Origin of the sequence: Coprococcus sp. AM97-35 (genome assembly GCF_027697525.1) — a bacterium.
In the GTDB taxonomy this organism is placed as follows: domain Bacteria; phylum Bacillota; class Clostridia; order Lachnospirales; family Lachnospiraceae; genus Allocoprococcus; species Allocoprococcus comes.
Genome location: NZ_JAQESL010000018.1, coordinates 18,993 through 33,296, shown reverse-complemented (window position 1 = coordinate 33,296; position 14,304 = coordinate 18,993). Strand labels below are relative to the sequence as shown.

At 44.0% G+C, this 14,304-nt stretch carries 13 protein-coding genes; 7 read left to right on the top strand and 6 right to left on the bottom strand.

Annotation, left to right across the window (positions count from 1 at the left end; genetic code table 11):
- Window positions 1-97 precede the first annotated feature (97 nt).
- Both PG840_RS11995 and PG840_RS11990 read left to right on the top strand, forming a co-directional pair.
- Window positions 98-859: a creatininase family protein gene (locus tag PG840_RS11995; RefSeq protein ID WP_117824036.1), complete on the top strand. Its 762-nt coding sequence runs from the start codon at window positions 98-100 to the stop codon at window positions 857-859.
- A gap of 12 nt (window positions 860-871) precedes the next feature.
- Complete coding sequence (locus PG840_RS11990; RefSeq protein WP_195502451.1) at window positions 872-1,948, top strand: M42 family metallopeptidase; 1,077 nt, start codon at window positions 872-874, stop codon at window positions 1,946-1,948.
- 176 nt (window positions 1,949-2,124) lie between these two features.
- On the opposite strand, the gene PG840_RS11985 is transcribed toward PG840_RS11990, so the two are convergent.
- Genes PG840_RS11985 through PG840_RS11975 form a run of 3 tightly spaced genes read right to left on the bottom strand, consistent with a single transcriptional unit; the run spans window position 2,125 to window position 4,129 of the window.
- Entirely contained in the window at window positions 2,125-3,066 is a 942-nt protein-coding gene (locus PG840_RS11985) for a TlpA disulfide reductase family protein (protein WP_270205775.1), read from the bottom strand.
- Between the two features lie 42 nt (window positions 3,067-3,108).
- The gene (locus tag PG840_RS11980; protein WP_117558043.1) at window positions 3,109-3,996 is read right to left on the bottom strand and encodes a 4Fe-4S binding protein; all 888 of its coding nucleotides are present in this window, start codon (window positions 3,994-3,996) and stop codon (window positions 3,109-3,111) included.
- Window positions 3,989-4,129: a CD1871A family CXXC motif-containing protein gene (locus PG840_RS11975; protein WP_020435933.1), complete on the bottom strand. Its 141-nt coding sequence runs from the start codon at window positions 4,127-4,129 to the stop codon at window positions 3,989-3,991. Before PG840_RS11975 ends, PG840_RS11980 begins: the two co-directional genes overlap by 8 nt.
- A gap of 45 nt (window positions 4,130-4,174) precedes the next feature.
- Here PG840_RS11975 and PG840_RS11970 point away from each other — a divergent pair, with 45 nt between their 5' ends.
- Together PG840_RS11970 and PG840_RS11965 are read left to right on the top strand one after the other, a co-directional pair.
- Complete coding sequence (locus tag PG840_RS11970) at window positions 4,175-4,912, top strand: response regulator transcription factor (protein WP_118219171.1); 738 nt, start codon at window positions 4,175-4,177, stop codon at window positions 4,910-4,912.
- Window positions 4,909-6,093, top strand: coding sequence for a sensor histidine kinase (locus PG840_RS11965; protein WP_270613678.1), 1,185 nt, complete (start codon window positions 4,909-4,911; stop codon window positions 6,091-6,093). The genes PG840_RS11970 and PG840_RS11965 overlap by 4 nt, the downstream gene beginning before the upstream one ends.
- 133 nt (window positions 6,094-6,226) lie before the next feature.
- Here the strand turns inward: PG840_RS11965 and PG840_RS11960 are convergent, their stop codons facing one another.
- Window positions 6,227-7,075, bottom strand: coding sequence for a LysR family transcriptional regulator (locus PG840_RS11960; protein ID WP_055248695.1), 849 nt, complete (start codon window positions 7,073-7,075; stop codon window positions 6,227-6,229).
- A 352-nt stretch (window positions 7,076-7,427) separates the two neighbouring features.
- Here PG840_RS11960 and PG840_RS11955 point away from each other — a divergent pair, with 352 nt between their 5' ends.
- The gene (locus PG840_RS11955) at window positions 7,428-9,176 is read left to right on the top strand and encodes an ABC transporter ATP-binding protein (RefSeq protein WP_117824030.1); all 1,749 of its coding nucleotides are present in this window, start codon (window positions 7,428-7,430) and stop codon (window positions 9,174-9,176) included.
- 2 nt (window positions 9,177-9,178) lie between these two features.
- The gene (locus PG840_RS11950; protein WP_243273172.1) at window positions 9,179-10,909 is read left to right on the top strand and encodes an ABC transporter ATP-binding protein; all 1,731 of its coding nucleotides are present in this window, start codon (window positions 9,179-9,181) and stop codon (window positions 10,907-10,909) included.
- 174 nt (window positions 10,910-11,083) lie between these two features.
- On the opposite strand, the gene PG840_RS11945 is transcribed toward PG840_RS11950, so the two are convergent.
- Complete coding sequence (locus PG840_RS11945; RefSeq protein WP_270613677.1) at window positions 11,084-12,427, bottom strand: D-serine ammonia-lyase; 1,344 nt, start codon at window positions 12,425-12,427, stop codon at window positions 11,084-11,086.
- A 153-nt stretch (window positions 12,428-12,580) separates the two neighbouring features.
- Between PG840_RS11945 and PG840_RS11940 the strand changes: the two genes are divergently transcribed.
- A complete protein-coding gene (locus PG840_RS11940) occupies window positions 12,581-13,219 on the top strand; it encodes a type II secretion system protein (protein WP_270613676.1) in 639 nt (212 codons plus the stop codon).
- 65 nt (window positions 13,220-13,284) lie between these two features.
- On the opposite strand, the gene glsA is transcribed toward PG840_RS11940, so the two are convergent.
- On the bottom strand, window positions 13,285-14,235 hold the full coding sequence (gene glsA / locus PG840_RS11935; RefSeq protein WP_008371229.1) for a glutaminase A: 951 nt from the start codon (window positions 14,233-14,235) through the stop codon (window positions 13,285-13,287).
- Window positions 14,236-14,304: the final 69 nt, after the last annotated feature.

The following is a 14,304-nucleotide window of genomic DNA, read 5'->3' as shown; positions in this document are numbered from 1 at the left end:
GAGGCAACGCAGTAATTGATGGTTGTCGGACTGTCTGGTTTCCGAATAGTCCGATTTTCAGCAGAGAAGAATAATTATTATAGGAAGGAGAGAAATTATGAGACTTACAAATTTGACTTGGCCGAAAGCCCAGGAATATTTTGAAAAGAATGATATGGTACTTATTTCTATCGGCAGTATTGAGTGTCACGGTCGTCACATGCCACTTGGAACCGATACACTGATTCCGGAGCATTTGTTGGAAAAAATCGAGAAGAAGAGTGATGTTTTGATTGCTCCGACCATTCCATATGGTTCCTGCCAGTATTTAGCTCCGTATCCAGGTACAATTGATATTGACAATGAGGTACTCTATCAATTTTGCCGTCAGATTTTTCTGAGTCTGTATCGTCACGGCGCAAGAAAATTCGTTTTCCTGAACGGACATGGCGGAAACATCAAGATGATTGAACGCCTTGGCATGGAATTCGAAGATAAGGGCTGTCTGGTGGCTATGCTTAACTGGTGGCTGATGGCATGGGATATGAACCCGGCGTGGAAAGGCGGCCACGGCGGTGGTGAGGAAACAGCGGCGATTCTTGGAATTGATCCGTCTTTAGTTGATAAGAGTGAGATAGGCGGTGAACTCCAGTTTAAGCACCTGTCTGAAAATCTGAAGACAACCGGTTTCTGTTCTGTTGAGTTCAAGGGAGTTAACGTTGATATTATTCGCAATACTCCGCATGTAACAGACAACGGCTGGATCGGACCGGATCATCCGAATACCGCTACAGAAGAGTGGGGCAAGGAGATGCTTGAGACCACAGCAAACTATATTGTTGATTTCATGGAAGAATTCAAGAAAATAAAACTTTCATAAAGAGGTGTCAGAATGGATAAAAAAACAACGCTGGAAATGATTGCAGCAATTTCAAATGCAAACGGTACATCCGGTTTCGAAGATGAAGTGGTTGCAGCGATTCGTCCTTACGCAGAAGGACTCGGAGAAATTACAGAAGATCGCATGCGCAACCTGTATATCCGCCGTAAAGAAAATAACGGCAAACGTCCGGTTGTTCAGCTTGACGCACATAGTGATGAGGTTGGGTTTATGGTGCAGGCTATCTGCCCGAACGGAACTCTCCGCATCATTCAGATCGGAGGTTGGGTTAACCACAATATTCCGGCTCATAAAGTCTTGGTTCGCAACCGGTTCGGAGAATATATTCCGGGGCTTACTGCCAGCAAACCTCCGCATTTCATGACAGAGCAGGAGCGTAAAGCACCTCTGGATATGAAAGATATCACGGTAGATGTTGGCGCTGTTTCTAAAGAAGAGGCGGTTGAAAAGTTCGGCATTCGTATCGGTGAACCCGTAGTGCCGGATGTGACATTTACATATTCAGAAACCACAGATCTGATGGTTGGCAAGAGCTTTGACTGCCGTCTGGGATGTGCGGCAATTCTTAAGACTATGCATACCCTGGCTGGTCAGGAGCTGAATGTGGATATTGTTGGCGCTTGTGCAGCACAGGAAGAAGTTGGTGTACGCGGTGCCACTGTGACAGCACAGGTAATTAAGCCGGATATCGCAATTGTTTTTGAGGGATGCCCGGCAGATGATACCTGCGTTGAGTCGTATATGGTTCAGACAGCTATCAAGCGAGGACCGATGCTGCGTCACATTGATGCCCGTATGATCACCAATCCGCATTATCAAAGATATGCACTGGATCTGGCAGAAAAGCTTGGTATTCCGGTTCAGGATGCAGTTCGTAGTGCCGGTTCAACAAATGGTGCAGCTATACATTTGTCTGAAAAAGCGGTTCCGGTTATCGTTATCGGAGTTCCGGTTCGCTATGCACATACACATTACGGAATTTCAGCTTATGCTGATTTTGATAATGCGGTTAAGCTGGCATGTGAAATTCTTAAAAGACTTGACGAAGAGCAGATTATGAGTTTTTAAATACAATACATTAAAAAAATTCTGGATTTTATGCAGGAGCTGAGATAAGCAGAAACTGCATAAAATCCATTTTTTATCTTCGTTGAAAAGATTTCGGGTGAGATAACACTGGTGGTCTGCCCCAAATGTGCTCAACCTTTGTCAGCCTCATTTAGCATACATCTTCAGTAAATGAATTATTTCTGGTCAAGTACGGACTGGATCTGCTTCATCAGCTGATCGTAGTTTGACTGATCGTCAATGCCACCCATGAAAGGTTCCCCAACGATATTTCCGTCTTTATCTACAAGAACGGTTGTAGGGAATGCCATGATGTTTCCAGCATATTTTCCAACTGTTGAATTAGAATCGAAAGTCAGGTTCTTGTAGGAAGCGCCTTGAGCTTTCAGGATTTCTTTTGCCTCTTTAATTCCCGCTTCATTGTTGTCTAAAGTATCCGTGTTGATACCAACAACTTCGCCACCCATTTCTTTGAGTTTCTCATTTAATTCATTCAGCTTAGAGAGCTCTCCGACACATGGCTTGCATCCGCTGAACCAGAAGTTTACAACTGTAACTTTGTTTTTAGCGAAAAGACTGTCATCTACATCGTTTCCATCCAGATCTTTTCCTTTGAAACCTTTGAATACAGCTGTGGATTCGTCTGATTTGGAGGAAGAGCTGTCAGAGGAATCGGATGCAGCAATCTCTTTCTCAAGCTTGGCAATTTCTTCTTCAATTCCGCGGATTGTCTCGATGTCTTTGCACAGAGTTTCATATTCTTCTTCAGAGAAAGAGTCTTTGTTAGATTCCACTGTGCTTGCGAGGGAATCAGCATAGTTTTCGCTCATGGCATCACCGGCAGCGTTCTTGTTCATAAGACCAAAGGCTTTGTCCCATGCATCTTTGTGATCAGCAAAAAGCTGGTTTTCCTGCTGGTAAAGGTCATCCCGTTTTTTGTTCAGCTCGTCTGCGCTGCCCGTTTCTGTTGTGGAAGAAGATTCCTGTTTTGTGTTTGTATTGTCTGTTGAGGAGGAATTTCCGCAGCCTGTAAACGCAAAAAGTACAGAAATGGCAAGGGATGCAGCAATTACCTTTTTTAATTTCATTGAGTTTGTTCTAAGTGTTTTGTTTTTCATGAGTTTAAATCTCCTTTTCAATTTTATTTTGTTCGTTTTAGTTTATTTATTGTCAGCCTTTTTTTTGTTTGAAAATCCGTAATGATAGCAGATTGCATCAGTCGGACAGGCTTTCATACATTCTCCGCATCGGATACACTCCGGATGGTTTGGTGTGTCTACTACATTGACATCCATCTTACAGACACGGCTGCATTTCTGGCAGCCAACACATTTCTCATGATCAACCTGAATCTTAAGAAAAGATACCTTGTTAAACAGTGAGTAAATAGCACCCAGCGGGCAGATCCATTTACAAAATGGACGGTAAAACAAGATGCTCAGGATGATAAAAAGCGCAAGAATTGTGAACTTAAATGTAAATAAATGTCCGAGTGCGGCACGGATTCCTGAGTTGGCAAGTGCCAGCGGAATTGCGCCTTCAAGTACGCCCTGTGGGCAAATGTATTTGCAGAAGAAAGGATCTCCCATACCAAGTGAATTGGTTACAAATGCCGGAAGTAGTATAACAAAGACGACCAGAATCACATATTTCAGATACCGCAGAGGCTTCAGTTTTGCGGTGGAAAGTTTCTTGCCCGGAATCTTATGCAGCAGATCCTGGAACCATCCAAACGGACAGAGGAATCCACAGATAAACCGTCCTAACAGAACACCTAACAGGATGAAAAATCCGGTGATGTAGTAGGTAAATTTGAATTTTGAAGAACCGACCACGGCTTGAAAAGCTCCAATCGGACAGGCACCTGTGGCGGCAGGACAAGAGTAACAGTTTAGTCCTGGGACGCACATCGTTTTTACATTTCCCTGATAAATTTTCCCTTTAAACAGATTCGGGATGTGAATGTTGGTCAGCAGTGTAGCAGCTGCCTGAATCCATCCGCGGAAGCGGGCCAGAAAGTTTTTGTTTGATTTCATTTTCTTATCCAATTCCAACACACTCCATACATAATTTTATTGCCTTACTAAGTACAACCGCTGCTTCTCCGCGGAAGATCCCGACAAGGAAAAACACCAGACCGGCTGCAAGTAAAAGAATCTGTGTTGCTTTTTCAGATTTCATTAAAATACTCCTTTCAATGTTCAAAGTCCGTTTATTGACCTTTCGATGTTTGCATTATACAATAGAGGGTGTAAAATTCCTGTTAAGAAAATGGAGAAAAATAAATTGAGATTATTAGTTGTTGAAGATGAGAAGAAATTATGTGATATGATTGCGAAAAGTCTGCACCAGGCAGGATATGAGGTAGACACGTGTAATGACGGAGAGGAAGCACTGGATATGATCTATGCGGAAATGTATGATTTGATCGTGCTTGATCTTAACCTTCCGGGGATGGATGGGATGGATATTCTCCGGGAACTTCGAAAGGAAAACGAAGAGACAAAGGTATTGATTCTGTCTGCGAGAAGTCAGATCGCTGATAAGGTTGACGGTCTTGATGCGGGGGCAAATGATTATATGGAAAAACCCTTTCATCTGCAAGAGCTGGAAGCCCGTGTGCGAAGTCTGACAAGAAGAAAGTTTGTACAAAAAAATGTCTGTCTGGAATGTGGCAGTCTTCGTTTTGATACAAGAGAAAGGACTGCATATGCAAAAGACAAGCCGGTTGCATTGACAAGAAAAGAGAATGGAATTCTAGAGTATCTTCTTTTGAATCAGGGAAGACCGGTCAGTCAGGAAGAACTGATCGAGCATGTCTGGGATTCTTCTGTGGATAGTTTCAGCGGCTCGATCCGAGTGCATATGTCTTCTCTGAGAAAGAAACTGAAAGCCGGGCTTGGTTATGATCCGATCGTGAATAAGATCGGTGAGGGGTATAAGATAGGAGGTGGTAAAGCATGAAAAAAATATCACTCCAGTGGAGACTGACGATTCTTACGACGGTGTTGATTACAGTATTGTGTGGATGCCTTACATTTTTCTTATATAGAAACGGAATTTATTATTTCGATACGCTTCAGGAGACTGTTACGGATCAAAGTGCCGCACCGGAGGCAGTGTATATTGATATTCCGGATAATGAATGGGATGATTTTGCAGCGCAGTTTGCTACGAAGGTTTATAATTCGAAATCAGATTATAGAAATAGAAGTCTTCTGATTACTGTTGTCGTGGCACTGATTGGTGGCGCAGTTACATTTTTTGTCAGCGGCAGGGCATTAAAACCACTCAAAGAATTTTCAGAGACAGTAGAAAAGGTTCAGGCACAGAATCTGGCGGATTATACGATTGAAGAGAATAGAATCGCAGAATTAGACCGACTTCGTACTTCTTATAACAAGATGCTTTTGCGACTTTCGGAATCATTTGAGACACAGCGTCAGTTTACAGGAAATGCAGCACATGAGTTACGTACTCCACTGGCTTTAATCCAGGCACAGCTGGATCTATACCATACAACAGAACATCCGGATAGTACAACAGTGGCAGGAGAGACTATTCAGATGGTAACGGAGCAGAATGAACGTCTTAGCAAGTTGGTCAGAACGCTTTTGGATATGAGCGAATTACAGACCGTATCGCGAAATGACAGAATTGAGCTCCATAGTCTGATCGAGGAAGTGCTGACAGATCTGGAACCTCTGGCACAGGAAAAAAAGGTTGAACTGATACAGAGGTCACAGGGAGCAGGAGCAAAGGCAGATGAAGAATTATTTTTGACAGGAAGTGATATTCTGATTTACAGAATGCTATATAATCTTGTGGAAAATGCGATTAAATATAATCGGGAAAATGGATCCGTTACGGTATCGGCAATAAAGGAGAAGAACAAAGTTATTCTGAAGGTTTCGGATACAGGAAATGGAATTGATGAAGCATTCAGGGAGCAGATCTTCGAACCGTTCTTCCGGATAGATAAGTCAAGAAGCCGGGAACTCGGAGGTGTGGGGCTTGGCCTTGCGATGGTGCGGGAAGTTGTGCGGGTTCATGACGGAACGATTGAAGTTTATACAAATAAGCATAGCGGGACGACATTTGAAGTGAAAATGGGTATAGGGGCAGACTTTGAAAAAGCAGTATAATCGGAAAACAATTCGCAAATCGATCATACTGATGTTTATCGCTTCCACCTGCCAGAACATGGAGAATCCGTCTTACAATTCACTTACCGTATCAAAAATAAACCAAGGATTATTATTTTTGATACGGTTTAAATTATTTCAGACAGACATCCATAAAATCCTGCACTACCGCCGTCGGCTTCCGCCCCTTCTGCCAGATCAGAAGGATCTTCGTCACCAGATCCGGTTCATCAAGCACCTGACAAGTCAGCCCTTCGCAAAGCGGCTCCATGGACTGTGGAAAGATCGCCGTGGCAAGCCCTTCCTTCACCCAAAGGGTAGCGCCCCTGGCATCATCACACAGGCAGAACACCTCCGGAACCAGATTCTGCGCGTGAAATGCATCCATAATCAGCTTTTCATAGCGCCGATAGAGAATTAACGGTCTGTGGACTAAATCTTCAAGAATGAGCGATTTTCTCCTTTCTGAAGGCATCTCCGGATTGGAGACAGCGATCATCGGCTCCGAATGCAGAACTGCGGACTCCACATCATCCAGCCGGAGCGGCGTGCGGACAACCGAAATATCGATGATCCCTTCCTGAAGATAATCATATAACGTATACGTGATCCCGTCGTGAACCTCAAAATTCACGTCGGGATTTTTCTTTGAAAATTCTGCGATAAACGGCATGACTGTGCCGACCGTCGTCGGCGTGATCCCGATTCTCAGAACCCTTTTTTTACCCGTTTGGGACACCTCAAGCTCTGTCGATCTGGCATAATCCAGAAGGCTCGCCGCACGGTCATACAAAAGCTTACCTGCCGCCGTCAGGATCACCCCTTTATGGGTACGCTCAAACAGCTGCACGTTCAGTTCATTTTCCAACTGCCTGATCTGATAGCTGAGGGGCGGCTGTGACATATTGAGCTTTCTCGCCGCTTCATTGATGCTTCCCGTATTCGCGATTTCCCGGAAATATTCCAGCTGTCTGAGTTCCATTTTCTTTTTTCCCTCCGTTTAGTTATATGATGATACCAGGGTCAAAAGGTCAGAAAGCCGATGCAAGCTTGCTTGCAAGAGGATTTTTGACCTCTTGCCCCGCCAAAAACATGAGTAAGTAGCCATTTTTCAAAGAAAAATGAGCGGATTACGAATGTTTTTGAGGATTGCGAGAGTGCAAAGCACGTAGCAATCTGGTATCAAATAGGTCAAAATACCTTTTGCCACTCACATTGTTATACTTTTTTTATATTAAGCTGTCATAAAAACAATATTATTCATATTGATGGTAGCGCATTATAATGAGTAGGTCAAGAAAAAACTAAGAAGTAAAGAACAGGAGTGAGTGTGTTTGAAGAAACTTTGGGTTTATCTGAAAGAATACAAGACAGAAAGTATTCTTGCACCATTATTCAAACTGCTGGAAGTCGTATTTGATCTTTTGGTTCCGGTGGTTGTCGCCAAGATCATTGATATTGGTATTGCAAACAATGACCACGGCTACATCGTAAAGATGTTCCTGGTGCTGATCCTCATGGCTGCAGTCGGTCTTAGCTGCAGTTTTACCGCACAGTATTTTGCTGCAAGAGCGAGTGTCGGCTGTGCAACCAATTTAAGACAGGCCGTATTTGACCACATTCAGGGCTTTTCATTTACCGAACTTGATACGATCGGTACGGACACCCTGATCACACGGATGACCGATGATATCAACCAGGTCCAGAACGGCATCAACATGGGACTTCGTCTTCTTCTGAGAAGTCCGTTTATCGTAATCGGTTCGATGATCATGGCATTTACGATCAACTTTAAATGTGCGCTAGTATTCGTTGTGGCGATCCCTCTTTTATTTGTCGGCGTCATTTTCATTATGCTGGTCAGCATCCCGCTTTTCAAAAAAGTGCAGGCTGCCCTGGACCGCGTCACAGGACTTACCCGTGAGAATCTGACAGGTGTCCGCGTGATCCGCGCATTTTGCCGCGAAGAAGAATCGGTAAATGAATTTGAAAAGAGCAACACCGAACTGACCAGGTTAAATGAATTTGTCGGAAGAATTTCCGCCCTGTTAAATCCATTTACCTACGTGTTGATCAACATTGCAACTGTCATCCTGATTGCAAGAGCAGGACTCCAGGTCAATCTCGGAACCATGCATCAGGGACAGGTTGTCGCGCTTTACAACTACATGGCACAGATGATCGTCGAACTGATCAAGCTGGCTTCCCTGATCATTACACTGAACAAGGCGATGGCATGTGCAGACCGTGTAGCCGGTGTCCTGGATATCAGGACTACCATGCATTATCCGGAAACCCCTTCTGCAAAGGCAGATCCTTCTGCAAATGAAGTTGAATTCGACAAGGTATCCTTCACCTATGCAGGTGCCGGTGCATCAAGCCTTTCTGATATCAGTTTCTCTGTAAAAAAAGGGCAGACAGTCGGTATCATCGGTGGTACCGGATGCGGAAAATCCACTCTGGTCAGCCTGATCTCCCGTTTCTATGATGTAACCTGCGGAACCGTTAAACTGAATGGACGCAATGTAAAAGAGCTTACCAATCAGGAAATCCACGACAAGGTCGGAATCGTACAGCAGCGCTCCGTCCTTTTCAAAGGCAGCATCCGCGATAACATGAAATGGGGCAATGAAAATGCATCTGACTCCGAGATCTGGGATGCACTGAAAGTTGCACAGGCAAAAGAAGTCGTAGAAGGAAAAGACGGACAACTTGATTTCATGCTCGAGCAGAACGGAAAGAACCTTTCCGGTGGACAGCGTCAACGTCTTACCATTGCCCGCGCTCTTGTGAAAAAGCCGGAAATCCTGATCCTCGACGACAGCTTAAGCGCACTTGATTTTGCAACTGACGCAGCACTTCGGAAAGCCCTCGCAGGACTGGAAGGAGAGACAACAACCTTCCTGGTATCCCAGAGGGTTGCAGGCATCCGCCAGGCAGACAAGATTTTAGTATTAGATAATGGAGAACTCGCCGGATCCGGTACACATGATGAACTTATGAAATCCTGCGAAGTTTATCGTGAGATCTATTTCTCACAGTTCCCGGAAGACCGTGCAAAATATGAAAGAGGGGAGATGTAGGTATGAAAAAAGACAGTGTAATGAAAAAGCTTTTTAAATATATCGGAAAATACTGGATCCTCCTGATCCTCAGCATCATCCTTGCCGGAATATCAGTGGTTCTTCAGCTTTATGTGCCGGTTCTCTTCGGTAATGCGATCGATGAGATCGTAGCAGCGCACAATGTAAACTTTACCCAGATGTGGCTCTATCTGAAGCAGATTCTTCTGTTCGTAGTGATCGCTGCAGCCGCAATCTGGATCATGAACCTCGTCAATAACCGCATGACCTATCATATTGTACAGGATATCCGATCCCAGGCAATCCGCCACATCCAGAAGCTTCCGCTTTCTTATCTGGATCAGCACAGTACCGGCGATATTGTGAGCCGTATCATTGCCGATACCGATATCCTTTCTGACGGATTACTGCTCGGATTTACCCAGTTATTTTCCGGCGTTGTGACCGTTGTTGTAACCTTGATTTTCATGTTTTCCAAGAACGTGTGGATCACTTTGATGGTCATCCTTCTGACACCACTCAGCTTCCTGGTGGCAAAATTTATTTCCTCACGCTCTTTTACCATGTTTAAAAAGCAGAGTGAAACCCGTGGAAAACAGACTGCTCTGATCGAAGAAATGATCGGAAATCAGAAGGTTGTCAAGGCATTCGGATATGAGGACAAGGCTTCAAAGCGTTTTGATGAGATCAATAAAGAACTCAAAGAATACAGCCAGAAAGCCGTATTTTACAGCAGCCTTACCAATCCGTCCACCCGTTTCGTAAACAACATTATTTACGCTGCCGTAGCGCTTGCAGGTGCATTCCTGATCCCGCTTGGAGCCCTGACTGTCGGCGGTCTTTCCGTACTGCTTTCTTACGCGAACCAGTACATGAAGCCATTCAACGACATTACATCCGTAATCACGGAAATGCAGAACGCCCTTGCATGTGCAACACGTATCTTTGACCTCTTAGAAGAACCAGAAGAAGTAAACGATTCTTCTGAAGTACTTGAAAAGGTGGATGGAAATGTGGATATCGACCACGTAGATTTCAGCTATGACAAGAGTAAATCTCTGATTGAAGACTTTAACCTTCAGGTTGAACCTGGTATGCGTATTGCAATCGTAGGTCCTACCGGATGCGGAAAAACAACATTTATCAACCTCCTGATGCGCTTCTATGACGTGGATTCCGGAAAAATCTGTATCGACGGTAAACCGATCGATGAGATTTCCCGACATTCACTCAGAAAGAGCTTCGGTATGGTGCTTCAGGATACCTGGATCAAATCCGGTACTGTCCGTGAAAATATCAGCTTCGGAAAACCGGATGCCACGGATGAAGAAATCATCCGGGCAGCAAAAGAAGCAAAAAGCTGGGATTTCATCCGCAGACTTCCGCAGGGACTTGATACCGTCCTGCATGAGGACAGCATCAGTCAGGGACAGAAACAGCTCCTGTGTATCACAAGAGTTATGCTCTGTCTGCCGCCAATGCTGATCCTGGACGAAGCGACTTCAAGTATCGATACCCGTACCGAACTGCAGGTACAAGAAGCATTTGATAACCTGATGAAAGGTCGTACAAGCTTTGTCGTTGCACACCGTCTGTCTACGATCCGCAACGCTTCCCTGATCCTCGTCATGAAAGACGGTAAGATCATTGAGCAGGGAACCCATGAAGAACTGCTGAAAGAAGGCGGCTTCTACAGTCATCTGTATAACAGCCAGTTCCAGGCAGTGTCATAAAACAGAATACGTCACGGTTCTCGTATACGGCATTTTCAAGAGTTGACGTGCACAGCCTCGATTCGACAGCTTACATTATCATCAGCGAAGTGGCTGATATCTTCTCGAATAATATGGGAAATGAATAAAGAAACGCGGTCTTCTTCTGCCACTTCAGAGGAAGACCGCATCTTTTTATTTCTCCAGATACGTGTTTTTGTATTCTTCACGAATTGCTTCCGGCACGAGACTTCCGCCTGTTGCCCATGCAATGTGTGTCGCATTTTTCATTTTCTCTTCAAGATGATTCTCCTGTAAATATTTGCGTGCAGATTCATTCCTTTCAATCTGTATTGGTCCTTCAAAAGAAGCACAAGCACTTGGCTCAAGGAAAATGTTCTCTGTTCCGAGAAGGTCTCTCATGTAATCATATAATTTTCCATCGCGGATAGTAAATTCGCCGCCAAGCAGATTCTTCATTACTCTGCCTACAAATCCAGAAGGACGTCCCACGGCAAGCCCATCTGCATGGGTAAGTCCGGTAAGCCCAATATCCTGTACGGAAATCTCCTGGTTCAGTCCGGTTGCCATTCCGACTAGCATACACGGTGCCTGTGTCGGTTCTATGAAAAAGCAGTGTACATAATCTCCGAACAGCAGCTTAAGTCCAAAGCATACACCACCCGGTGCTCCGCCTACTCCGCAGGGAATATATACAAAGAGCGGATGTTCTTCGTCTACTGTAACATTCTTTTCTTCCAACTGCTTTTGCAGACGTTTTGCCGCTACTGCATAACCAAGAAAGAGTGTTTTTGAATTTTCATCATCCACAAAGTAGCTGTTCGGATCTGCATCAGATAAAGCACGTCCGTTTTTCACCGCTTCACTGTAATCTGACTCATATTCCTTTACTGTTACCCCGTGGCTTCTGAGCAAGTCTTTTTTCCACTGTTTCGCATCTGCTGACATGTGTACGATCACCTGATAGCCAACTGCTGCACTCATGATTCCGATACTCAGTCCAAGATTTCCGGTGGAACCAACCTGAATGGTATACTTTTTGAAAAACTCTCTGCATTCTTCACTCGCCAGTTTCTCATAATTGTCTTCCAGACTCAAAATCCCATGCTCTAATGCAAGTTCTTCTGTGTGCTTCAAAATCTCATAAATACCGCCGCGTGCCTTGATCGAACCGGCGATCGCCAGATGGCTGTCCTGCTTTAATAATAAGTTTCCTTCCAGATTGCTGCCGTATTTCTCATTCAGCAAATCCTTCATCTTCGGAACCGGTGTCAGAACAGATTCGATGATTCCGTTTCTCTCTTTTGTTTCCGGGAAACATTTCATAATGAACGGTGCAAAACGCTCCAGTCTGCGCTCCGCATCTTCTACATCTTCCATACCAAGTTCGATCTGTTCCATTGCTTCCCCACAAGCTGTTTTGTCCGGATTTTTCCAGAACACCTCTTTTTCGCTACAGATTTCCTTCAAAATCGGAGTCTTTTCCTCCAGCATTTTCAAATCAACCATTGCTTTCATACCTCTCTTTCCATGACTTGATTCATATCTATATATTACCTTATTTCTTGTATTCTGATTACCATATTTGTCTTGACCATTCTTCAATCAGAATGTATTATATCATTATAAATAATTGTATCTGTACATATTTTCAATATACTTTTAATGGGAGTGATTTTCATAAAAACAATTCATAAAAAACACGGCTTTACACTTGTAGAACTCATTGTTGTACTATCTATTCTTGCAATACTGGCAACACTGCTAATTCCGTCTTTGACAGGATATATTGAAAAAGCAAAAAAGCAGGCTGTTTTAACTGAGGCAAAAGAAGTCTGGACTGCTACTCAGGCTGCTTTGTCCGAATGTTATGCTATGTACCCGGAAAGCTTTGAAGAATCTTGCAAGTTTACCTCCACAATCGGCGGCGAAAAGATGACAAAGCTCGGAAGAATATCAAACGGTGCATTAAATGCTCTTCAAAGGAATCCCAAAGATCAGACCGAGGTCAATACATCCAGCCGGCGAGTTGCAAGACAAGTACTTATTTATCTGGAAAGTGCAGATAAAAATGCAAAACCACGCTATACATTCGGCAATGGTGCGATTCCTACCGGGAACAGCAGACCAAGCAACTATTTTAAAGACAAACCGACTTCAAAAGATATCCTTATTCAGATTTTCCATACGAAAAAAGGGAAAGTCGTTGCACTCAATTTTGGGAAAAATGGATACATGGTAACCATGATCGCAGGAAAAGAATCAACCATTGTTAAAGATGGAAATTGTCTTCCATCCTCTGAAAAATAAGCGGATAAAAGAAAAGCGACACTGCAAAACCACATGCTAAGGGAGTTCTGCAGTATCGTCTTTTTTTATTCTTCTACCTTCCACTCTCTGGTATCAAAGATATGAAGATGCAGTGCTTCTGAAATATATCCCAGCAATTCGCAGCCTGCGATACAGTTTCCTTTTTTGTCAAGAGACGGTCCGTAGATCCCGATTCCCATTTTCTTTTTCGACACGCTAAGGAGACCTCCGCCTACTCCACTCTTAGTCGGAATTCCTGTTCTTAATGCAAATTCCCCCGATCCGTCATACATTCCGCAAGTAAGCATAATGGTCTGCACCATCCGCACAGTTTGAGATGAGATCAGACGTTTTCCGGTGGAAAGCTGCACTCCGTCATTTGCAAGCAGAAGACCGAACCTTGCCAAATCTCTTGCATTTACCGACATGGAACACATCTTTGTATAAAAGGTAACACTTTCTTCTACATCGGTATCAATGATGTCCTTACTTTTTAAAAGATAGGCAATCGCCTTATTTCTTGCGCAGGTCGCCATCTCAGACTGAAATACGGCTTCGTCTATCGCGATCTCCGGATCTTCGCATACTTCCTGCATATACTTCTGCATATCTTCGATGGAATAATGGTTCACCAGCAGACTTGCAACCGTAATTGCTCCGGAATTGATCATCGGATTAAAGGGCCGGTTGCTCCGGTTATCCAGTTCTACCAGTGAGTTAAAAGCCTCTCCCGACGGCTCCACGCCCACATGATCAAACACAAACTCTGCTCCAAACGTTTCCAGCGCCAGACACAGTGCCATTACTTTGGAAATGGACTGTATCGTAAATCTGTCCTCTGTATTTCCGGTCTCAAATTGATTGCCGTCTATTGTGTAAAGGCAGATCCCCAGTTTATTCTTATCTGCCTTGGCAAGCTCCGGAATATACGATGCGACACTTCCATACCGGATCACACCTTTTCCTATACGGATGGCATTTTCCAGTATTCTCGTAACTTCTTCTGATTTCATCATATTCTCCTTTTTCGCTCAGTCGTAATCCCCTACAACTGCTATTTCCTAAGTACTAACATACATCATTTT

Bases quoted from the DNA above. Each gene is read 5' to 3' on its own strand.
- PG840_RS11990 (WP_195502451.1), top strand. From the start codon at position 872: ATGGATAAAAAAACAACGCTGGAAATGATTGCAGCAATTTCAAATGCA.
- PG840_RS11945 (WP_270613677.1), bottom strand. From the start codon at position 12,427: ATGAAAGCAATGGTTGATTTGAAAATGCTGGAGGAAAAGACTCCGATT.
- PG840_RS11960 (WP_055248695.1), bottom strand. From the start codon at position 7,075: ATGGAACTCAGACAGCTGGAATATTTCCGGGAAATCGCGAATACGGGA.
- PG840_RS11970 (WP_118219171.1), top strand. From the start codon at position 4,175: ATGTTTGCATTATACAATAGAGGGTGTAAAATTCCTGTTAAGAAAATG.
- PG840_RS11985 (WP_270205775.1), bottom strand. From the start codon at position 3,066: ATGAAAAACAAAACACTTAGAACAAACTCAATGAAATTAAAAAAGGTA.
- PG840_RS11995 (WP_117824036.1), top strand. From the start codon at position 98: ATGAGACTTACAAATTTGACTTGGCCGAAAGCCCAGGAATATTTTGAA.
- glsA (WP_008371229.1), bottom strand. From the start codon at position 14,235: ATGATGAAATCAGAAGAAGTTACGAGAATACTGGAAAATGCCATCCGT.
- PG840_RS11975 (WP_020435933.1), bottom strand. From the start codon at position 4,129: ATGAAATCTGAAAAAGCAACACAGATTCTTTTACTTGCAGCCGGTCTG.
- PG840_RS11950 (WP_243273172.1), top strand. From the start codon at position 9,179: ATGAAAAAAGACAGTGTAATGAAAAAGCTTTTTAAATATATCGGAAAA.
- PG840_RS11965 (WP_270613678.1), top strand. From the start codon at position 4,909: ATGAAAAAAATATCACTCCAGTGGAGACTGACGATTCTTACGACGGTG.